The 22,077-nt window shown below is 37.8% G+C and carries 22 protein-coding genes and 1 other RNA gene; 3 read left to right on the forward strand and 20 right to left on the reverse strand.

Going from position 1 to position 22,077, the window contains the following annotated elements; genetic code table 11:
• Nucleotides 1-34 precede the first annotated feature (34 nt).
• From FR7_RS20180 to FR7_RS20200, 5 genes are all read right to left on the reverse strand, one after another.
• Nucleotides 35-385, reverse strand: a complete 351-nt coding sequence (locus FR7_RS20180) for a hypothetical protein (RefSeq protein WP_007932482.1) — start codon at nt 383-385, stop codon at nt 35-37.
• 100 nt (nt 386-485) lie between these two features.
• Nucleotides 486-1,034, reverse strand: coding sequence for a DUF1643 domain-containing protein (locus FR7_RS20185; protein WP_007932483.1), 549 nt, complete (start codon nt 1,032-1,034; stop codon nt 486-488).
• Between the two features lie 151 nt (nt 1,035-1,185).
• A complete protein-coding gene (locus FR7_RS20190; protein WP_007932484.1) occupies nt 1,186-1,689 on the reverse strand; it encodes a hypothetical protein in 504 nt (167 codons plus the stop codon).
• A gap of 172 nt (nt 1,690-1,861) precedes the next feature.
• On the reverse strand, nt 1,862-2,185 hold the full coding sequence (locus FR7_RS20195) for a hypothetical protein (RefSeq protein WP_007932485.1): 324 nt from the start codon (nt 2,183-2,185) through the stop codon (nt 1,862-1,864).
• Between the two features lie 22 nt (nt 2,186-2,207).
• Entirely contained in the window at nt 2,208-3,614 is a 1,407-nt protein-coding gene (locus FR7_RS20200; protein WP_007932487.1) for a hypothetical protein, read from the reverse strand.
• A gap of 231 nt (nt 3,615-3,845) precedes the next feature.
• On the opposite strand from FR7_RS20200, the gene FR7_RS23380 reads away from it, so the two are divergent.
• Nucleotides 3,846-4,064, forward strand: a complete 219-nt coding sequence (locus FR7_RS23380; protein WP_071524647.1) for a helix-turn-helix domain-containing protein — start codon at nt 3,846-3,848, stop codon at nt 4,062-4,064.
• A gap of 300 nt (nt 4,065-4,364) precedes the next feature.
• On the opposite strand, the gene FR7_RS20205 is transcribed toward FR7_RS23380, so the two are convergent.
• The 7 genes from FR7_RS20205 to FR7_RS20235 all read right to left on the reverse strand — a co-directional run bounded on the left by FR7_RS20205 (nt 4,365) and on the right by FR7_RS20235 (nt 12,922).
• Nucleotides 4,365-5,945 carry a recombinase family protein gene (locus FR7_RS20205; RefSeq protein WP_007932489.1) on the reverse strand — a complete coding sequence of 527 codons (1,581 nt, stop codon included), beginning with the start codon at nt 5,943-5,945 and terminating at the stop codon, nt 4,365-4,367.
• Between the two features lie 99 nt (nt 5,946-6,044).
• Nucleotides 6,045-6,263 (reverse strand): hypothetical protein, encoded by a 219-nt coding sequence (locus tag FR7_RS20210; RefSeq protein ID WP_007932491.1) that lies wholly within the window; start codon nt 6,261-6,263, stop codon nt 6,045-6,047.
• A gap of 169 nt (nt 6,264-6,432) precedes the next feature.
• Complete coding sequence (gene radC / locus FR7_RS20215) at nt 6,433-7,032, reverse strand: RadC family protein (RefSeq protein ID WP_007932493.1); 600 nt, start codon at nt 7,030-7,032, stop codon at nt 6,433-6,435.
• Nucleotides 7,029-7,430 carry a hypothetical protein gene (locus tag FR7_RS20220; RefSeq protein WP_007932494.1) on the reverse strand — a complete coding sequence of 134 codons (402 nt, stop codon included), beginning with the start codon at nt 7,428-7,430 and terminating at the stop codon, nt 7,029-7,031. Before FR7_RS20220 ends, radC begins: the two co-directional genes overlap by 4 nt.
• Nucleotides 7,431-7,787: 357 nt before the next feature.
• Nucleotides 7,788-8,678, reverse strand: a complete 891-nt coding sequence (locus tag FR7_RS20225) for a tyrosine-type recombinase/integrase (RefSeq protein WP_007932495.1) — start codon at nt 8,676-8,678, stop codon at nt 7,788-7,790.
• Nucleotides 8,679-8,698: 20 nt separating this feature from the next.
• Complete coding sequence (locus tag FR7_RS20230) at nt 8,699-10,423, reverse strand: DNA polymerase (protein WP_007932496.1); 1,725 nt, start codon at nt 10,421-10,423, stop codon at nt 8,699-8,701.
• 114 nt (nt 10,424-10,537) lie between these two features.
• Nucleotides 10,538-12,922, reverse strand: coding sequence for a hypothetical protein (locus tag FR7_RS20235; protein ID WP_007932497.1), 2,385 nt, complete (start codon nt 12,920-12,922; stop codon nt 10,538-10,540).
• A 428-nt stretch (nt 12,923-13,350) separates the two neighbouring features.
• On the opposite strand from FR7_RS20235, the gene FR7_RS20240 reads away from it, so the two are divergent.
• Complete coding sequence (locus tag FR7_RS20240) at nt 13,351-13,923, forward strand: arginine repressor (RefSeq protein WP_007932498.1); 573 nt, start codon at nt 13,351-13,353, stop codon at nt 13,921-13,923.
• 279 nt (nt 13,924-14,202) lie between these two features.
• On the opposite strand, the gene ssrA is transcribed toward FR7_RS20240, so the two are convergent.
• Nucleotides 14,203-14,549: a transfer-messenger RNA gene (gene ssrA, locus FR7_RS20245) on the reverse strand.
• A gap of 300 nt (nt 14,550-14,849) precedes the next feature.
• Between ssrA and FR7_RS20250 the strand changes: the two genes are divergently transcribed.
• A complete protein-coding gene (locus tag FR7_RS20250) occupies nt 14,850-15,764 on the forward strand; it encodes a DMT family transporter (RefSeq protein ID WP_007932500.1) in 915 nt (304 codons plus the stop codon).
• 6 nt (nt 15,765-15,770) lie between these two features.
• Here the strand turns inward: FR7_RS20250 and FR7_RS20255 are convergent, their stop codons facing one another.
• The 7 genes from FR7_RS20255 to FR7_RS20285 all read right to left on the reverse strand — a co-directional run bounded on the left by FR7_RS20255 (nt 15,771) and on the right by FR7_RS20285 (nt 21,993).
• Complete coding sequence (locus FR7_RS20255) at nt 15,771-16,529, reverse strand: amino acid ABC transporter ATP-binding protein (RefSeq protein ID WP_007932501.1); 759 nt, start codon at nt 16,527-16,529, stop codon at nt 15,771-15,773.
• 12 nt (nt 16,530-16,541) lie between these two features.
• Nucleotides 16,542-17,195 carry an amino acid ABC transporter permease gene (locus tag FR7_RS20260; protein WP_007932503.1) on the reverse strand — a complete coding sequence of 218 codons (654 nt, stop codon included), beginning with the start codon at nt 17,193-17,195 and terminating at the stop codon, nt 16,542-16,544.
• 236 nt (nt 17,196-17,431) lie between these two features.
• A complete protein-coding gene (locus FR7_RS20265; RefSeq protein ID WP_007932506.1) occupies nt 17,432-18,214 on the reverse strand; it encodes an amino acid ABC transporter substrate-binding protein in 783 nt (260 codons plus the stop codon).
• 343 nt (nt 18,215-18,557) lie between these two features.
• Entirely contained in the window at nt 18,558-19,463 is a 906-nt protein-coding gene (locus FR7_RS20270; RefSeq protein WP_007932507.1) for a M23 family metallopeptidase, read from the reverse strand.
• 188 nt (nt 19,464-19,651) lie between these two features.
• A complete protein-coding gene (glpX, locus tag FR7_RS20275) occupies nt 19,652-20,617 on the reverse strand; it encodes a class II fructose-bisphosphatase (protein ID WP_007932508.1) in 966 nt (321 codons plus the stop codon).
• 147 nt (nt 20,618-20,764) lie between these two features.
• Complete coding sequence (locus FR7_RS20280; protein WP_007932509.1) at nt 20,765-21,406, reverse strand: hypothetical protein; 642 nt, start codon at nt 21,404-21,406, stop codon at nt 20,765-20,767.
• Nucleotides 21,407-21,591: 185 nt separating this feature from the next.
• Nucleotides 21,592-21,993 carry a response regulator gene (locus FR7_RS20285; RefSeq protein WP_007932511.1) on the reverse strand — a complete coding sequence of 134 codons (402 nt, stop codon included), beginning with the start codon at nt 21,991-21,993 and terminating at the stop codon, nt 21,592-21,594.
• Between the last annotated feature and the right edge of the window lie 84 nt (nt 21,994-22,077).

Consider the following 22,077-nt stretch of genomic DNA (forward strand, 5'->3'; position numbering starts at 1 on the left):
AAACATGTAACTACATAGAATCGTTAGGATACAACTATACCACCCAATTTGTGTAATAAATAAATTCCATAGGCATGACAACTATAATGCCAAAATCATTATTTAATAAAACCAGTATACTCACAAATATTTGTCCATCATTACACTGAATTTTATCCGCATATTCTGGTATTGCTATTTTCACATCAATATGAATCTCTTTTAGTCTTTGTAATTCATCCTTCGATTCAATAATTATCACATATCCACCATTTCCATGATCTACATCTCTACTTTGACCATACTCTATATCTAAAATAGTTACCGCTTCCCGAATCACATCAACAACTTCACTAGACACCCCTTTTAACTGCTCTACTTCCTCTATATGGGCTATTTTTCTCATAAATTTTTCTCCTTTCAAACCGCTATGGAAATTTACAGCATAATGTAGCAAAGACTCATCAGCGCGCTAGCTAGTGAGTCTTTTCCAACTTCGTCCCCTTCTACTCATCTTGTTTCTTTTCTTCTTTTGACTTTATGCAAAGTTTTATTAAATTCCAATCATATCGAATCTTAGGCGACAAAGGATGAAAGCCACTATTCCCACGATCATCACAGATGCTAAATAACTTATCTTCATAATGACTTAACATATTTAGAATGTTTCCTTGCCTTTCCTGAATGTTCTTATTGTTTTCACCCACACTGCCCCATGCAATGATAATGCTATCTGCCTTTTCCGCTGATGCAGCAATTTGCTTTTCATTCTCGTTGTCTACTTCTGGTATACTTCCTTTGGTTTTTCTACTTCCATCTATATTCGGAAAGAGATTCACGATATCTACTGCACCAAAGTCTAATTTAGAAAGATTGTTAATTACATACATGGTGGTATGATCAATGAACACTTCCGCAGCAGTACTTGGATTAATCATGATGACCAAGACTTTCTTTTTATTCTTATCCCACTCTTTCCGTAATAGATACCGATACTGTTTATCTGCCGAGAAGATAGCCTCTGTCTTTATCACACTTTTTTCAGTAACTGTCATCATACCGCCTCCATTTATAAATATAATAGGTGCAAGTAAGTATATTAACTCACTTGCACCTGTACGTAGCACCCTTTAAAGTTTCAAAGTATTAAAAAACAATCTATAAAAAGGGGAGTATCAGCCCTCTCACTGCTACTTCCTTCACCATTTAAAAATACGACTTTAAATCACTAAATAGCTTTTCGAAATTGGCTTTTGCATCTTTATCGGTAACCTCACTCACATCTGTCCAGTCAGAATTGGTCGGCTGCGCTCCTAACGCTTTACCTTGAGCATCCAGGACTATTGTTTCAATTACCCTGATTTTATTTGTATCTTTAAAAAAGCCTTTCTCTTTAGCAAGGTCTACCGTTATAATTCCAACTTTAGCTCCTGGTTTATTCGGAATTGTGCGGACAAACACCGACACATTGCCATCCTTATCTTTCATAACGGAACCAGGAGCATAGGAAAGGGTTCCTCCAGCACCTTTATCAAGCAAAACCCATTTTTCATTGTCCTCTACCAAGCCCTTTTCAAGAATTTGTATTCGATCTTCTTGTGTAGTAGTATGACTTGTTGCTTGACGTTCCTTTGAACTTGAGCACCCTGTCAAAAGCAAGAATACCGGAATAATTGATAGTAAAATAATCCATTTACCGATTTTTTGCATTATCGTTCCTCCTTATTTTGATATATTTACATTTACCTAAATACCCAGCAACTACCAACAAGTTACTTATGTTTTCTATAGTACTTAGCTCGTAGAAAAAAGGACTGCTTTACAGCAGCCTTAGCAAACCACGACTTATTGAAACATAAACGTGGCACATACCATTGAGCTATTATACTTTTTTCTGATAGGCTGAATAACTCATCCAAGCAAAGATTCCCGATACTACCGCCCAGATTTTCATATCACTAAAATCAGAAAAACCAGCTAGTAAGGCTAACATACCTGCCACAATAAACAGGTACATCGCAATTTTCGGTAACTTAAAAACAAAGGCACCACCACTTAATAGTACAATCCCTACCAAAATGCCAATCGCTCCCCCATCAGACGCACCTTGATTCTGAGAAATATTGCCACCCACCGATACTGCGCAGGATTGAAATAATACAGCGAAACTTAGTAGTATTGATAGAATACCTACTGCTACTTGCATGTTCTTTCCTCCATTTCGATCATCATTTACTATTTTTTAAGTCAATTTCTTTTGGAATATAATGTTCTCCCTCACTGGAGATAATGCGCCAATGCAGGGTTTTATCATCCAGTACCGTAATTTCTGCTTGTCCTTTTCCATTGCCATAGCCACTCTTCCAATTCACTATAAAGGGTGATTGACCTGTGAATTTACCCGTAATCGTAGTTTGGTCACTTCCATCTACCCGTTTCTTATCATTTCTTGCTGCATAGTGGTGTCCAACAATATAACCTTCATCAATTGTCAGCAGTAAACGCATTCCATGGGTATCATTCCGCCCTTCCCATGTACCATAAATATCATTGGGTTTAATGGCTTTGGTAGCGTTATTTGTCATCGCAGGGGCGGCTTTTGGCTGCTCCACCTTTGGTTGCTCAACCACTACATCCGCTTTACTGGAAAGAGTAACTGATGATGCAATAGCGTCCAGTAACTTTTCATTCTTTTCAAATGCTTTTTTGCTACCATCCTCTATGATATAAAGTAAGGTACCTTCTTTTATAGTTACCATCACTTTACCCTGTGCATCTTTGCCGTTAGGATCAAATACATTATCGTTTGCAGAAAAGCCAATCTCATAAGCTTTTTGCCCTAACCATGTTGTTTCTTTTTTATATAAGACTTTAGGATTTGTATGTCCTGCCATGTATTGCACGATTTCAGCAGCCTTCTCTTCTAAGGTACTTTGTTTTTTATCACTTCTAGCACCAGCAGTAAAAGAAACAATCTGATCTAAAGGTTCTTTATCGGAAGAAAGCAGGTATACATCATTTTTTCGAACCTCTTTGATCCAGGTACTCGGATAGCTAATGGTAAATCCAGGTTTTGCATTGGATTGATATGTAATAAAATGACTAGTATCTACAGCACTGGAGGAAGGGGAAAACATAAGACCAATCAGAACTATAACAATGATCCCTACTCCACCAATCATCCACTTGGGACGTTGATACCACGAAGTCTTTGCTACCTCCGATTCCAACTGCCCTTCACTATGCATTTCTGGTGTATTTTCCATAGTCAGGTCCCTATTTCCAGCTTGCTTTCTTTCATTCATGACCACCTGTATATTATTCCAGAGGGTAACTAGTAAAACAGCAAAACCCAAAATTAATACCCATATGGATAAGCGATCAGCCATAAAGCCAAAGAGTATTATCAATATACCTGTAATATTAATGGCAATAGCACCCCATGCTTTCTTGAGTCCCATACCAACGGCGGCCACTAGCAGACCTATGCAGACAAGTCCTGCACCAATAGGAGATATCGGCATTTTATTCGTATTTTTCACAACCATTAATAGACCAATTAGTCCGCCTAGCCCCCATATGATAGGCATTATAATATTGGATACTAACTTGCGTGGTTTATGTAATGTTTCCATCTTCTCATCCTCCATCAATTACTATTAGGTTCGATCAAATCCAAATTAAATTGCGTAATCAGAAAATGATTCTTCTTACTAGCTCTATGCAGTAAGACCTTACTCCGTTTAACCCGTTTCCTGTGGTATAACTCTAATCCTGTGATTTAATAATATTTACTTCATCCTTTCTTTGTTTGAATACTATAGTCTGTAGATCAATAGTATTATTCAGATTATAGTTTTGGTATTATGATAGATAAAAGATTTGGGCAAGTACTAAAAGCACTACGAACCGAAAAAGGCCTGAGCCAGGAAGAATTTGCTCTCAATATTGATTTGCACCGCACCTATATCAGTCAATTAGAGCGTGGTCTTAAAAGCCCCTCCTTACGGACGATAGCCAAAATATGTGAAGAACTTGGCGTTACTCTCGTCCGATTCATGGAGTACTTGGAGCAGAGCAAATAAATCAGCGGTTCTGCCATTGACTTCTATTTTAGCAATAGGAGTCTTTATATTTTTTGAATACTATAGTATTCGTTGTCTGTTAAAAAATTCCCTTTTTCAACATGCTTTTTGTCTAAAAAAGTTATATCAAGAGTTTAATTCATGCTTTTATGTAAAGTTTCTCCCAAAAAAGGTCTTACAAAGACAACCATGTTGACGAGGTCACAGACTATTCCCTGCTCAATATAGTACCTCTTGCCATACTAGCAACTTATCAAAATCATGCCGTTATATTGATTTTCACTACGATATATAGCTTCTCTAACCTGCCAATAGCTTACTTCTCGTTACTACCGAGCTAAAATGATATGCCTCTGCTTTACATATGTCACCCCATGAAAAGAAAAAGACCACTTCTACGTGGTCTCTGTAAATAATCACTTTTTCTATATAGTTACTGATAAATTTTTTAACTTCCAAGATATTTTTCTCCGCTACAAACTGACGAAACATAGTAAATAAGCTTCTAACCATATCCTCTGTTACAATATCTTTTGGTTGCTTCCTGTTTCTTTCCATTATGGTTATTTCTATGGCTGCTTTTTGTTGTTCCAACACTGTTAATTTCTCAACCAATGAACTATGTGCAAAGCCATTGGTTATTGCATCGACAATATTATTGATTTGACCGTTTAGCTCCTTTAATGTATCATTTAAACGCGTTATTTCTTTAGCTTGGTCACTACATACGGTATCTTGGTAATCATTGAGCTTCTTAACCAAAAATGGGATTGCTTTTTCACTAAATATATTCTTTTCTAGCTGGGTCAATACATAATTTTCAATGTATTCGCGCCTTAACTCTTTATTATCGCACTGCTTTGTACGGTCACGATTGGCACATCGATAAGTAACATGCTTGGTCTTAGCACGACCAGAATGTTTTACATTGCCCATCATTGAATGCGTTTTACCTTCTCGCTTCAAGCATTCGCCACATACGATAAGGCCGCTTAATAGATACGTTTCTTTAGCCTTATAAGCTCCTGGCTGATGCTTATTTTTATTCATTTTCTCCTGAACTTTGTCAAACACTTCCTGAGACACAATGGCTGGAACACCGCCAGGAATACGAATCACATCCTCATCTACTTTTGACATGTGATTATTACGTTTCCCATCATAATTCTTACTCGTACTGCGGTTAAAAGTATAAACACCACAATACTTTTCATTTTTCAGAAGATCATGTATGCTATTTTTCCCAAATGGATTGCCAAGTTTCGTTACATGCTGACCTTCATTTAATTGGTCTATGATTGGCTTGTACCCATAGCCAGCTAAATAAAGGTCAAATATTTTTCTTACCGTCTCAGCTTCCCTTTCATTGATTATATATTTTTTTGTCACACGATCCACATCAAAGCCCAACGGCGGGATACCGCCCGTATGCTGACATTTCAAGGCATTTTCCGTAAGTCCCTTCATGACTTCACGCGCCAAGTTTTTGCTGTAGTATTCTGCCATCCCTTCGATTACAGATTCTAGAATAATGGATTCTGGACTTCCGTCTAGATTTTCTGTGACACTAATCAGCCTAACTCCGTTTTGTTTTAGCTTGCGCTTGTATTTAGCACTATCATATTTATCCCTGGAGAACCGATCTAATTTATGAATGATGAGAGTTGAAAAAGCCTCTGTACTACTTTCCTCAATCATACGCTGAAATTCTGGTCGCTTGTCACTGGTAGCTGATTTGGCGCGATCAATATATATTTTCACGATTTGCATACCGTTACGCTGTGCATGTTCTTCACAAGCCCTAACTTGTGCATCAATGCTTTCATCTCTTTGATTATCAGACGAATACCTAGCATAAATTGCTGCTTTTACAAGAGCCATTACTTATACCTCCTTAACGTATCTTAAATTTGCTATGGACGGACTATAGAGCAGTAGCAGTATATTTATATGGGCTTAGCACTAGCTAAGCCCATTTTATTAAGCCATTTTCTTAGCTTCATACATTTTAAGAAGCAACATGACGGCAGGTTGATAAAACGTATCATAACTAGTATCCTTATCCGAGGTTTCTTTAACAACCTCAACCTTTTTAGATTCATAGTTTTGATACTTTAAATTTACTCTCGATATACTTGTTGAGTAGTGTCCGATAGATACTTTGCCGTCTTGCGTACTTACCTTTGCTACATCTCCCATAGTGAACCTCCCAAGCAATTCATTTCAATTACTTACAATCAATTATTATTATTACTAATTATTAATATTCTTCTGGTAATAACATCGTTGTATATTTAGTGCTAGCTATAACCCAAACTCTTACCTGTTACTAACTGGCTATCGTGACAGACCTTGGTGCATGAAACACTCAGATCAACCCCATTTCTTTTAGGCTTACATATCCACTTTCGGCGATGATGACATGATCCAATAGTGCAATATCAAGAATCTTACCAGCTTCTACTACTTTCTTGGTAAGCGCAATATCCTCATGGCTCGGATTAGGGTCACCAGACGGGTGATTATGAACTAGGATCACAGAAGCTGCCAAAAGTTTTACTGCCACAGAAAAGATCTCCCGTGGACTGATGATAGTTGAATTGATGGTACCTTGACTTAGGGTACGGGTTCCTAAGATACCATTTTTAGTCCCAAGATAGATTGCTCTTATCTGTTCGACTTCGAGATATTTGATATCTACCATTGCATCGGCAGCATCTTTGGGTGTTTTAATAGCACTAGGACTGGCATTATTTTCTCTATAAATCCTTTTTGTCAATTCACAAATGTACGTCAGTTGTTTAGCTTTAATTGGGCCAACACCAGGAATTTTATGCAACTCATCGACATGGAAGTTACGAAACAGGCGAGGTATGCTACCATAGTCAATTATAAGTTCCTTGACCGCAGAAGGCGGTATTATCGCGCCCAACAACTCCTGATCAGTGAGTCTCTCAGTGGATTTCATGCCCATTCCTCCTCTTCCATTGGTTGATCCAGTAGCCAAACCATAATTACATCACTTGCGATCGATTCTGGAATTAAGCAGCGACTACAATTCCCATTACCGTGAAGAAAGTATGCCACAAAATAGTTCACGTCGCTTAGCACAAGCCTACTTATCCATTCCGGCATCAAAAGCTCCAATGTTTCTGGCAGTCCCAATTCGGCTAGGCTCCTATCTCCAGGCTCCAAAATGCCAATGGAACCGTGTTTCTCCAAACCAAATGCTGCTAGTGGTATTTTGGATTTAACGACTGTATGCATTGCTTTGATGCTTCTTTCGAGATATTGGATTAGATTAATTGATATACTGCCTGATGCCTCTAGGCAGCGGACATCTGATAAAGTATTAATAATGTACATATACGATCCTCCTTGAATTGTCTAGCAATGCTGTTGCTAACATATTCAAAGGAATAATATCTACTTCAGATATCAGTTATTACATTTTTATTTTGCGGTTTACAATATTACTTAAGTTAGATTCATAAAGTGTCACAGAAAAAAGTGTTCTGTGACACTTTATGTCTTAGCAAACGCTTGAAAACCAAGGATTTCTACCTATACTCTTGAATTAGCCAATTTAACAACTTACGCTGAATGCCTTGTTTTCATTGACTCACTGCTTTATTTGGTCACAGATATAGAACATCTGTGAATATAGACCACTTATCCCACTTATCCCACTTTTATAGTAGAGAGATTTGATTTTCTGCCCTTTTATATGTGAACATATTGCTCAACAGTTATAGCTGGCGTTGAATGTCCCAGGCTCCTGCTCAAGTGCTTTACTGGCATACCATTGTTGTGTGCCATTGTAGCATAGGTGTGTCTGAGGTCATGAAATCTGATGATGGGCAGCTTATTATCAATCAAAAGTTTCTTGAACATTTTGTTAAGAGATGTTGCGTTATACCTTGTTGCGTCATTTTTACAAAATAGTAGCGTATTCACGTCATGGGTTATACCGAATTTTAAAAAGCTATTTTTTTGTTCTACTAAATGATCTTTGAGCATATTTCCAACTTTTTTTGGCAGTTTAAGAAGTCTTATACTTGAATCGCTTTTAGGAAAATGATCAACATCTGGTGCAGATGTACCCTTGTTGACCAGAATTGTATTATGTACAAAATCAATATCTTTCCATTGTAACGAAAGTATTTCTCCGCGTCTTAACCCAACATTTACAGCAAGAGTTACGGGAATATCCAATTTACTACCTTTCGTCAATGACAAAAGCCTTGTAACTTCTAACTTGCGGTACACTTTTGGAACATAAGGTTTTCTTTTTGGCAGGACTAAATGATCTGTTATGTTTTCTTTCATTACTCCCATTTTTATTGCAAAATGGAATACCTTTTTTGTGATGCTATAAATATTGCCTATGGTATTGGGGGAGATTTTTTCCATCTCGATAAGCACAAAGATACTTTGTAATTCTTCTCTGGTAAGCTCATTTAATTTTATGTGACCCACATATTGTAATAAATGCCTTAATTTCGAAGAGTAGCTTGCATATGTGGCTTTAGAATAATCATGTTTCACTATATACCCGAGCCAACCATTTACCAATTCTAGAAACGTTGAATTGCCATTTAGTAATGCATCCATAGTAGTCTCCTTACATCTCTTTATTTGTCCGCCCAACTAGCACCAATCGAAATATCCGCAATGATGGGGACTTTTTTAATGTAGAATGCTCCAGCTTCTTCCATTAATCTTTTTAGTTTTTTGCTTATCGCATCTGCTTGATTTTTTGGTACTTCTAAGACGATTTCATCATGCACAATACAAATAAGTTTTACATCATCATTGAGTAAGTTATCATTTAATAGAACCAAGGCTCTCTTCAGAATATCTGCTCCTGTCCCTTGTACACCAGAATTTGCTCTTTCCGTTATTGGAGGGAGATGTTTCCAAGCCCTGCGTCGATTGCCCATCGTTCTTTCCTCCAATGTACGACGTACATTCAATTCATTGAGTCTATCTGTTAAACCTTGATATGTTCTAAAAAATTTATCTACAATACCCGTTACTTCATCTAGTGATAAGTCAACACCATATCCATTTTTAGCATATGCCTGAAAGCCATTGTAACCCATGCCATACACAAGTCCAAAGTTCATCGCTTTAGCAGATTGACGCTCCTCTTTCGTTACGTCTTCAAGCGACTTTCCATTTATTAAGGCCGCCGTTTTCTTGTGGATATCTTCATTATTATTAAAGGCTTCGATCATGGTTTTATCATTCGCCATTTCAGCAACTATTCTCAACTCAATCTGAGAATAGTCTGCGATTATAAATACATTGTTCTTGCTTGCTTGAAAACACGACCTGAATTTATTTTGATGTGGTATTCCTTGCAAATTAGGCGCGGTGCAACTATATCTGCCAGATGATGTCATATTTTGCTTGTAATTTGAGTGTATCCTTTTTGTCGTAGGATTTATCTCTTTCTGCAAGCTTTCAAATAGTGAGCATCTCTTGTTTATGGTTCTATAATCCAGTAATTTTTTTACTGCATCATAATCAGCTTGATGTGGTTTTAGTATATCGCTCGCTGTAGACCTTACATCCAATCCCAATGCATTTAAGGCTTTCAATACCTGTGATGGGCTGTTTAAATTTTTAACACCTGGCAGCATTCCTTGCAACACTGCCTCTAATTCAGCTTTCTCTTCTTCTATGTCGATGAGCAGCGATAGAACAGAGGAATTTTTCATGTACATGCCGTGGAGCTCCATTTTATAGGTAGGAATTACGACTTGATTTTCTAACATGGCGGTATCATACAAACATAAGCTTTCTAAAATTTCTTTTTGAGCCACATATATACCAGAGAGTATATATACATCCATTGCGGCATACTTTAGTTGCTGCCTTGAAAGAGCGCCTGTCCAATTACTTTTTTGATTGGTTTTATCCAACTCAATTTTTAAATATTTAACAGATACATCCTGTAGTGAATACCCGGTCTTTGCTAAACCCGACAGTATTACAAGTTCTGCTAACATTGTGTCAAAAATATTGTTACTGATTTTTATTCCATTTACATGTAAGAATTTCAAATCGAACTTTGCATTATGAAATATTTTTACAGCATTACTTTTTTCCAACACATTGCCTAGTATCACTTTTTCAGCATTGTTTAGCTTAAAAAAGTCAATTATAAGGACTGGCGTATTCGGCATTGCTATTTGTAGTAGCCTTAACTTTGCACCTTTTAATGGGTCTAACCCTGTTGTTTCTGTGTCGATTGCCAGTAATTCAGCTTGTTCCAGAATCGGTATATATCTTGCTATTCTATCAAGGTTATCAACGTACAATATTTCAAATGCCCTTCCATATAAATCCATAATATAACACATCCTTTATACCTATTTTTATCTTTTTAATTCTGACGAATTAATGTACAATGTACTTAATATGTCTAAGCGTGCGGGAACACGCTTAGACTGTGTTACTTGATTTTAGAAGTTTTCAAGTTTCTTTTTTTCGATTTGGACTACTCTTACTTGAGCTAGTCCAATTTTCTTTTTTGCGAATTGGTGATTGTCATTTTCGGGAAGTTCAGGTGTTACGATATACTTTCTTTCCCGTAATATTTTCCATAACATACGATCTGTGATACTGAGCATTTCGTCTTTTCTTTTCAGGAATTCTGAGACCCTCGCATAGATGCTCTGAGGTATAAAATAATAATAATCACTGTCATGATAGCAAATAGTGCTTGTTTTATTTAAATGCAGCGGTTTTAAAATATCAGCAGGCTCAATTTCTTTGGCATCGATAAGCTCCTTGATGGTAAGCATAAACTTATCTGCAACGTCTTCTGACTGTGCTAATTGGTTCTGTTTTTCAGCTAATTTAATAAATACATCAAATGCAGTTTTGGAGAACCCAGCAACTTCTTCATCCGTAATAACCTCATAGTCATTTGCGAATTTTAAAAGCGTTGTGAAACCAATCTGAAGATATGCTACGGCTTCTGCAAATCTCAGATGTCGATTGGAATCTTGCGCTAGTTCCCTATATTTAAGAAATTCTGGTTTAAATTTGATTTTTTCGTCATTCATGATCTTATCTGCATGCCATTCAATGAATACTCGCATCGCTTTGTTCAAATATTCCGTCTTGCTTTGCAACTCAGTAAGAAGCTCTTTATCCACCTCTCCCCTGTATATTTCAATTGACATATGACGGCTATTTGTAGAATGACCTAAAAGCAAATCTTCCGATGTACATACTGCATTCCCACGGGGTTTATACTCCACCGATAGTGACATATTAGACTTTGCACGCCCCTTACTAATACGGTCGCCATATTTTCTTGTGAGATTTTGAGCTACACCCGTTTTATATCTTGCTTCATTTGGCGAAGAACTTGGATGAAAATCATCTACCAAAAAAAGGGAATCTTTACTTAGATACGCCTTTTTCTCTAATGCATTAATAGTGTCAGAAAAAGTAGCAGGTGGTGAAGTAAACTCCCCAAACAGATTAAGCAATAGGATACTAAGAGCTGTTTTAAAGGAACCACTTTGACCATAAATCCATAATAAATATTTGGGTTCCAGTTGTTCGTGCGATAATTTTTCTATTGAAATACTTAAGAAAGCATGTGCAATCAGAGGAAACGTGATTTCTGGCTTGGTCAACTTTAGGAAATCAAAGACTACTTTTATTGCTTCTTTTTCATTAATATCACTATTTCTAAATAAGTAATTAGGAAGTTCGTTGATCTCTGCCACCATATTCTCTACGTCCCCAATAAGTCCATTTGAATATAGGTAAGACCATCTGTTATTGACCATCTTCCAGCCGAGTTGATAATGAATGATTCTTTCTGGCGCATCCATGGATACCGTCTGGATGAATTCTCTAACCGATCTCACTGTAGCTTCATCCATGAGTATCGCTCGATTCCCCCACTGACTTATTACCCATGAGAGGCTATTAAAATCTTTTGCCTCGACGATTATTTCCGGAAGTTGATCTGTGGCATTCACGACACCTCTAATCTTGAACTTTCTAATTTGCACTTGACCATCATCAAAAATAAAGCTTTCAGTAATTCTTGCCACGAAATTAGCTGCTGTGATAATTTTCACGTCATCTTTTTCTTCTTTTTCATAGCAGATTTGACCATTTTCACTCACGAAAAACTTGCTATTCTCAAGATTTTTATTATATGGCTGTAAAATTTCTGGTAAATCCACGGAAGGTTTATTGCTAAACCCCTCACTAGATTTTGGAGCTGATTTTTTTAGTCTTTTTACAACGCTCTCGACTTCTTTCTCAAATTTTTGAGTTTTTATATTGTTTTGCTTAAACTCTTCAACGAGCTTTGTATATTCTTGAAGATTATTTACTTTTAAGTCTGCTGCTGCTTCAAGGAAATCTTCTGAAAGATAAGCGGTAGGATCTGTTTCTAGCCGGATAAAAATCTCTTCCAGTTGTTCCTTATATCTGGATGCGTTTATAAAAGTCTTTATTTTACTCTCAGTAATAAGATTTGCCGGTGAATTATTAATATCATTGCTAGAATTTCTAGTGATGAGTTCATGACATTTTTTTATTTGTTCGTCGTTGCAGCCAAAGGTTTTACAAAGAGTAGGTTTACACTTTTTACTTTTAATTGCTTCAAGTTCACTTTCAAAACCATCGAGAGCAGTTTCGTGAAAACTATACTTCACGAACTCTCTTGCTGCTTCATCATACCCAGAGTTTACAAATAGAGTCGCCCAACTAAATTCTAATTTTTCCTCTAAAGTTCCATTTTGATACTTTTCCAAATCCTTGGTAAATATTTCGCATTTTTGACTTAAGATTTCAAATATTACTGCTGTAGTCATGTTCTGAATCCTCCTGTTATTTTTAATATTATGTATTCCTAACGAGAAAAACGAAAGTTTTAGCTTCTTAATCAAACTTGCATGACGAACACTCCCCTTCCTTAATTGCTTAATTCCTTCCCAGGAAATTCCCATGTTTTATTGGGAATTTCCCGCCAACATCGTAAGTATACACCTTGATTTCATCAAGGTAAACAGTTATACTACTATTGGGAAATCCATTTACTCTATAATTCATTACGTCATATACAGGCCGTGAATAGCCCTTTTACCTTACTTTTTCATGGGATAGCTATTTTGTCTTTCTTCCTTTAACCTCAGTAACGGTGAGGCTTTCCTCCTTACTTACAGTTTCTTACTATCCCACTCTATCGAGCGATTTCCCATGAATCAACACTCTATATTTTTTATTTAGGGGGAAATCTTCAATGACAAGCGAGAAATTCGATCACTCATGCGACGATTCTAATAAACTTGAACGGGAAAATCGACGAAATATAGTCCACGAGCTATTAGCTGAAAATCCAAATCGCAGCTTACAAGCGATTTTGGCAGAACTCAACCCCAAACTTAGCTACGTAATAGGCAAATCCACCTTACAACGTGACCTAGTTGCTCTTGGTTATCAAAAAAAAGGAACTGCATGGACTTTAACAGACCCAGACGATGAACTATACAACAATCGCGTCAAAAGGCTGAAATCTCTAATTGCAAACCAAACAATAAGCTTGACTAGTCCTGTTCAACTATTAGCCATTAAGACATACAATGGGACAGGCAGAGCAGTAGCCTCTGCGTTGGAGAGGCTCTTCGTAATGAAAGATCCCTCAAATAAGAAATTAACTAAGAATAAGATACTCGGCACAATTTCAGATGAACGCACAGTTCTAGTAGTCATCCCAGATAATAACAAGTTAGCTGCGACGATAGAAGAAATTCAAACTTTCGCATCCTCCGCTAATGTTAACCTCAATTTCAAAGTTAGCAAAAAAGGAGAGTAAATATATTAAATGTATTTAAAATAATACATTTAATATATAAATCAACTCACACATACCCACCAATATCGGGGAGTCCATATTATTGAAAACAAAAAAAGTAGCTAGTTGCCCTCCATTGGACAACTAGCTACTTTTTCTATCACTTAAAAGAAAATGAACCAAATAAGTGGAGGCGAGAATCCTATTAAAATCAATAAAAAAACCACGATCTCTACCCACGAAGGTAGCAAAATCGCGGCTTCCTATTTTCAAATTTTTGTAAAAAAATCCGGATTTACATGGTGGAGGCGAGGAGAATCGAACTCCTGTCCAAAGGCATTACTACATGGGCCTCTCCGAGCGCATTCTGTACTTTAACATTCGCTCCATTGACGCTTACAGACGAGCTTCGCTGGTGCTATCTCTTTAAAATTTCCCAGTCGGTCCGCGGAGAATTAGACCTCAGGTATCCTGCATCGTGACGTCCTATCCTTCTCCGCAGGAGGGGAGACGGTAGAACGTTAGCATTAAGCTGCTAAAGCGTATTCGTTGTTTTCAATTATTGTTTTTCCACCGTATTGCGGGCTGATGGAATCCCGGCTCGCTACCCATGCCACAACAACCCCTGTCGAAACCATTACGCCCCCGATTTCAACATTGCATGATAATGACTCGAAAACTATGCGTGTACGCTTCAACACACATAACTCTCCTGTGTATCATTATGTACTTATTATATCATACAATCAATCAATCTACCAACTATAAGTATTACCATTTTTATAAGATCATCAGGTTCAGCAATTGTCTTTAATAATAAATTATAAATACTCAATTTTTGAACAAGGCGGAATAGGATGTAACAAAATAAAAATTTCTATATCAAGTCTTATATAAACTCGCAGGAAATTACTTTTATAGGCAGGAATATACTACAGAACAAGGAGATGATTCCACTGAGTCAACAACATTTAGGTGCTTTATTAGTCTTATCATCGGCTGCGGGCTTTAGCACTTTGGCAATTTTTATTAAACTCGCATATGGCGCAGGTGCTAATACCCTTACTATACTCACCCTGCGTTTTGTTCTGGCATCCTTATGCCTATGGCCGTTATTACATTTTTTAAAGATTTCACCTCGTATTTCAATCAAAACTGCAATCAAACTCTGTCTTATGGGAGCATTGGGCTACGGCACCATGTCTTTAGCATTTGCAGCTTCCTTGCAATACCTGCCTGCTTCCTTATCTGAAATGCTGCTCTTTACCTATCCTATAATCGTGAGCGTTCTTTCTTTCCTAATTGGCGATGAAGAATTCAGCTGGCAAAAAGGTGCCTCCCTCGCGATTTGCTTACTAGGTCTTTTTTTCATTTTAGGTGTCTCATTTACTGGTTTTAGCCAAATAGGCATCCTGCTGGGCTTAAGCAGTGCCATTGTCTATTCTTGTTACATTCTCATTGGTAATCGAGTACTAAAAGATGTTCATGCATTAGTTGCCACCACCTATGTATCTTCCGCTGCAGGCTTTGCCTTTGCCGCTTACAGCATTATTACAGGTCAGCTTATGCTGGCAACTCTTCCCCTCCACGGCTGGCTGGCATTAGCAGGAACAGCTGTTTTCGGGACTGTTTTAGGTATTTTGGGATTTTTTGCTGGCATTACAAAAATCGGAGCAGCTAATGCTTCGATCATCAGCACTGCTGAACCAGTCCTGACAGTCTTACTCTCAGTGTTAATACTAGGAGAAGCCCTTACACTCCTTCAGAGTTTAGGCGGTCTTTTGGTTATTGGCAGCATACTGCTTTTACAACTATGTACGAATGGCTCCAATGTCAAAGATGAAAGTCTGGAAATAGGTTAAATATTGTTATAACATACTCTTTAAAAAGGCTTGTGTGCGCGGCTGCTCTGGATTGTTAAAGATTTGTTCCGGTGTGCCTTCTTCCACAATTTCGCCATTATCCATAAAGATAACACGTTGAGCTACTTCTCGGGCAAAGGCCATTTCATGGGTTACAACTATCATTGTCATATGTTCTAATGCAAGCTGACGCATGGCTTTTAATACCTCTCCGGTCAACTCTGGATCAAGGGCAGATGTGGGTTCATCGAACAGCATGATATCAGGCTTCATCGCTAAGGCTCTTGCAATCGCAACCCGCTGTTTTTGACCGCCTGACAATCTTGATGGATAGCTATTCTTTTTTTCAAATAGTCCTACCTTTTTAAGCAATTCTTCCGCCTCGGGAATAATAAGCTCTTTTTTGATTCCTTTCACCAGCATCGGTGCCTCAATAATATTATCGATCACTGTCATGTGAGGAAATAAATTAAACTGCTGAAATACCATACCCATTTTAAAGCAAATTTCCCGAGCCTTTTGCTCTGAAACATACTGACATTTTCCCTCCGTATCTTCGGTGGCAAGAATTTCACCTTCAATTTCAATTGTTCCCTGGTCAATAATTTCTAATCGGTTTAAACACCTAAGAAGAGTACTTTTACCAGATCCGGAAGGTCCAATAATAGCCACAACTTCTCCTTGTGCGACTTCAAGGCTAATGCCTTTTAGCACTTCAAGATGATTAAATTTTTTGTGGATATTTTTTAAACGTAACATATTCATAAAAACTCACTCCTACTCATCGTATGCTGCATAGCGCTCTTCCAATTTATTAAATATCCATGTTAATACCAGGGTCATTGCCAAATAAAATACAGCTGCAATGACAAAAGGAGTCATATCAAACTCTCGCTGTACGATGGTTCTGGCGGTTCTAAGCAAATCATTCATGGCAAGAACATAGATGAGGGATGTGTCTTTCACAAGTGTAATGGTCTCATTACTAATTGGCGGTACTACCCGTTTTAAGACCTGGGGAAGTATGATTCGCCTCATCGTCTGCACATATGTCATACCTAGTACTTTACTTGCTTCATATTGTCCCCGTTCAATCGATTGTATTCCCCCACGAAAAATTTCTGCAAAATAAGCTGCATAATTGAGTACGAATGCCAGAATAGCTGCTGAAAAATCCGGTAATTTAATACCGATATAAGGCACTAAAGGTAATGCATAATATACAAATAAGAGCTGGAGCATAAGGGGTGTACCCCGCATCAACCATATGTATGTCTCTACTAAAATGCTAATCGGTTTGTATTTCGATATACGCGCCAATGACAAAAGCAAGCCTAATGGCAATGAAAGCACTAAGGTAATAAAGAACATCTGTAGTGTCACATTGACTCCATCCAGCATAGGCCCCATCATGGTTATTATTTTTTCCATTCATTTTCTCCTCTTTCTTGACTTTTAAAAATACAGCTTTTATTATATCATATCTCCCTGGGTGATTGGCGTAAGAAAAATCCTAAGGATCTTTAAAACATAAAAAAAGGAACCGCAGAGGCGCAGAGAAAAGATAGAGAGAATAGAAACACCCTCTGTGTTCAATGTTCCCTCTATAAAAATTATAGATGTTAAATATAAAAGGCTAATGGCATCAACCATTAGCCTTTTTATTGTTACTTAACGATGTCTGAGCCAAACCATTTCTGTGATATCTTAGCAGAAGTTCCATCTTTTTTCATTTCATTTAATGCTTTCTGCATTTTATCCCGAAGGTCTGTATCTTCTTTTCTAAATCCGATACCATATGTACCGACTTCACCAATAGGTTTTTCAATGGCTACATATTTATCTTTTTCCTTGGCCATATAGTATCTGCCAAGTATTTCATCTGTAACAACTGCATCAACTCTACCTGTATTAAGATCCATAAATGCAGCAATAAAATCTGGATATACTTTGAAATCTTTTAAAGAGTTTTTCAATTGCACATCTTTTACAACTTCTTCTTCACCAATACTGGCTTGCTGTACGCCTACCACTTTCCCGCTTAAATCAGCTGCACTTTTAATAGGAGAACCTGCAAGTACAAAAATCAATTGTTTACTTTCCATATAAGGATCACTAAATAATACATTTTTTTTCCGCTCTTCAGTGATATTCATACCATTCCACAAGGCGTCAATCCGTTTAGCGCTTAATTCTGCTTCTTTACTGCTCCAGTCAATTGGCTTAAATTCCACTTCCATGTCAAGTTTCTTAGCTGCTTCTTTAGCCATATCTATATCAAAACCAACGATATTATTTTTCTCATCTCGAAATCCCATAGGAGGAAAACTATCATCCAAGCCTATTACAATTTTCTTCTTTGCTGTCCCCTTGGTATCAGCGCTGCCGCATCCTGTTAAAACCATACCTGCCATCATAAGTAATAATACCAACGCAACTATTTTCTTCATGTATAAATCCCCCACTCCATATAATTAACCTATGTTTTACATTATACTTTAGTTCGGTAAAATTTAAAAGCGTTAAATTAATGCTTTTGTGAATTTTAAAAGCATTTTTCTCCATTTATCTCTTCCAGACGTACTATTTCACCTAATTTGTCATTGCAAACAGAGCGAAGCAATCTCTTAGCAAGCAGGGGATTGCTTCCCCGGTGCTCACAAATGACAGATTGATGTTACTTTCATCTTTAAAGCCTATAGATTTAGCATAACAAAATAGCTAAGAGCGGTCTTACCGCCCCTAGCTATTTTTGCAATCCACAATTTAACATTTAGCAGATTTTGGACTCTATTATGGCAGCACACTATATGGATTGATCGGTGTGCCATTTTTTCGCACTTCAAAGTGCAGGTGAGGTCCCGTAGAATATCCTGTATTCCCCATAGCTGCTATACGTTGTCCAACTTTAACATATTGTCCTTGTGATACGAAAGATTCATTTAAATGACCGTAGACAGTGGTATACCCTTGCTCATGTTCAATCATGACAACACGACCATACCCGCTAGACCAGCCAGCATAACTTACCCGCCCAGAACGAGCGGCTCGTACGGGAGTACCAATATCATTAGCCAGGTCAATTCCATCATGGTTTCTTCCCCAGCGATGTCCAAAGCCAGAGGTCAGTTCTCCCTCCGTCGGCCAGCTGAAGCGATTGCCGCTGCTACGAGACACTGTGGTTTCAGCTCGCGCCAATAATCGTTCTGTTTCCTTCGGTTTTTTTCCACCTGGGATAAACAAACTCTCACCAATGGATAAGTCTTCATTTACCTTGCCATTTGCCTGCAATATCGCAGCGACCTCAACATGGTAGGCATTAGCGATCCACCACAACGTATCCCCTGTACCCGCAGTATGCAATGCACCCTTTTGAGGCAAAATTACCAATTGGTCTCCTGGATGAATATCAACATTCAGATCTGGATTTGCGCCTTCTAGCGTATCAACATCAATCCCGTATTGTTCAGCAATCGTACTTAATGTCTCACCTTCTTTTACGGTGTGCATCGTCTTCTTCGGAACGGTTTGAGCAGGCTCAGGTACAGATTCAGAGCTTAGATTTTGAGTCACTTCTACTTTTTCTTCCGGCACCCCTTTTGGAATATGCACTGCTCCAAAAAACAATGCTCCAATTCCAAATAGGGCAGCCAGTGTATATAATAACTTAGGTTGTTGTTTTAACCAAATTAAATTCACTGCATCGCCTCCGCTTTTTATAAAAACCTAGTAGTATTGTATCTTCGTATATTCTCTTCACATAATATATCATAAACAGCAATGAAAGTATTTATGCATTATTTGCCTATTACGCAAAATAGACTTGCCCTAGGACAAGTCTATTTTGCTATGAAATTAGGAAACTTGCCTTCCCGCTATACCTTACGTTATGTGCGTTTAATCGCCATTGATTTACGCTCAAATTTGTGGATCGCATCTACAAAACGTACTGTACCTGTTTTATAGCGCATTACAATAGAATGAGTACGAGCACCGCCGCCAAAATAACGTACGCCATTCAACAAATCACCTTGGGTAATGGCTGTTGCAGCAAAGAATGCATCGTCGCCTTTCACCAAATCATCAATAGTTAATACTTTATGAATATCGGTGATACCCATTGATTTAGCCCGAGCAATCTCTTGTTCATTTTCCGGACGCAAGATACCTTGCATATCACCGCCAAGACACTTGACTGCCGCTGCTGCAATTACACCTTCTGGTGCACCGCCTATACCAATCATCATATGAACGCCTGTACCTTCAATGCATACATTAATAGCAGGAGATACATCACCATCTGTAATCAGCTTGATTCGGGCGCCAGCGTTACGCGCTTCGTTAATAATGCCTTCATGACGATCCCGATCCAAAATGACTACAGTTAAATCTTCTACCTTACGTTCCAGAGCAGTGGCTACGGCCTTAAGATTTTCTGTAACCGAGGCATTAATATTAACTTTACCTGCCGCCTTTGGACCAACAACAATTTTGTCCATGTACATGTCCGGCGCATGCAGTAAGCCACCGCGGGAGGCAATTGCCAAAACAGCAATGGCACCAGGCAAGCCTTTTGCGATAAGATTCGTCCCTTCAAGAGGATCCACTGCAATGTCTACATCCAGACCGCCGCCGCCTACTGCTTCCCCAATGTAGAGCATAGGAGCTTCATCCATCTCGCCTTCACCGATAACAACCTTACCATTGATATTAACACTATCAAAAGCAGTTCTCATTGCATCAACAGCTGCCTGATCTGCTAAATTCTTTTCACCTTTTCCCATCCAGCGTCCTGAAGCAATAGCAGCCGCTTCTGTAACACGAACAAATTCCAATGCAAGTTCACGATCCATTTTGTAGCATCTCCTTTTCCTATAATAATCTATTGTTCTATGAATAAGCAATAAAGAAGACCCGGCTTATGCCAAGTCTTACGAATTGCTGATTGGAACCAAATATCTGCTTCAACGCGTAAATGATTGGTGATATGATGCCAATTATTAATGTTTCCGATGTGAACGCCGGGGAGGAATAATTTCAATGGATTCTAATCCTTCAACATACGCTAAATCTTTTTCACTTTGCGCTGGAATTATAAGATAGCCGCCACATTGCCCACATTCTAGCTCAATACCTTCCGGCAATACTTCAGCACCAATTGCATTACTGCCGCAGCGGCAATACACTTTTCCCTTTTCGGCAATGTCGTGTATTTTATTTAATGTTTCAAACATTACCTGAGGATTTTGAATATAATCATCATATTCATCGATATCCATGCCTAATGACATTTTTTCAAATTCTATTTTATATTTGTCAATGGTTTCAGAAATGACTTGCCGATTTCCAATGAATCCCAATTCAAAATTCTCCTGCACACAATATATTTTATCCATGGTTGCATGCCAAAAACGATTATGTTCAAGACAAATTACATGATTTCTCTGGCACAAGACGCAGGGAATATCCAATAAACACTGACGTTCGCCAACACTTGTAATAGAGGCTTGTATTTGACCACAACTGCAAAACAGCTTTCTGCCAGCCGTATTCTTTAGGTCGAACCTTGAAATATCATGCATGTGCAATTTCCCACAACGCGGACAATATAAAGCCAGTGTTGCGACCGTGTTGATAATCATATACATCCCCCTTTCGATTATTCATTTCGCCAAACAATAAAAAAATCCTGCCTCTATTCAAAAAACCCTCTAACGCAAAGAATACTAAAAACCATGTTTTTCTAGCGAATTTCTTTTTATACTACAGTATAGTCTGTTATTTTCCTAAGAAAAACACCCAAAGAAAATTCTTTGGGTGCATGCTACTATCCAATTTTCAATTCACATTCTTTATTATTTCCAGAAATCAAAGTAGCAATCATAGAACATAAGTCAATAATATCAAAAGGTTTGGTAATATATGCATAGGCTCCTAATTCCTTGGCGATATTAACCAATTCTAACTCACCATATGCAGTCATCATAATCACTTTATTTGCTTGATTTAATCGTTTAAGCTCCCGTAGTGTTTCAATTCCGTCCATGCCTGGCATTTTCATGTCCATCAAAATCAAGACAGGTTTGAGATCTTTCACTTTTTGTATGCCTTCATAGCCATTAGCTGCTGTATGAACTGCATACCCTTCTTCGCTTAGAACTTCCATTAATAATCTTCTAATGCCTGGCTGATCATCAATAACCAATACTGTATGTTTGATATTAGACATTCTTAGCCTCTCCTTATTTACTTTATATCCGTTTATGTTCTATGTTATATGTTTATTCGCACAAATCTAAAAATATCCTCCTAT

This window comes from Pelosinus fermentans DSM 17108, assembly GCF_000271485.2.
Lineage (GTDB): Bacteria > Bacillota > Negativicutes > DSM-13327 > DSM-13327 > Pelosinus > Pelosinus fermentans.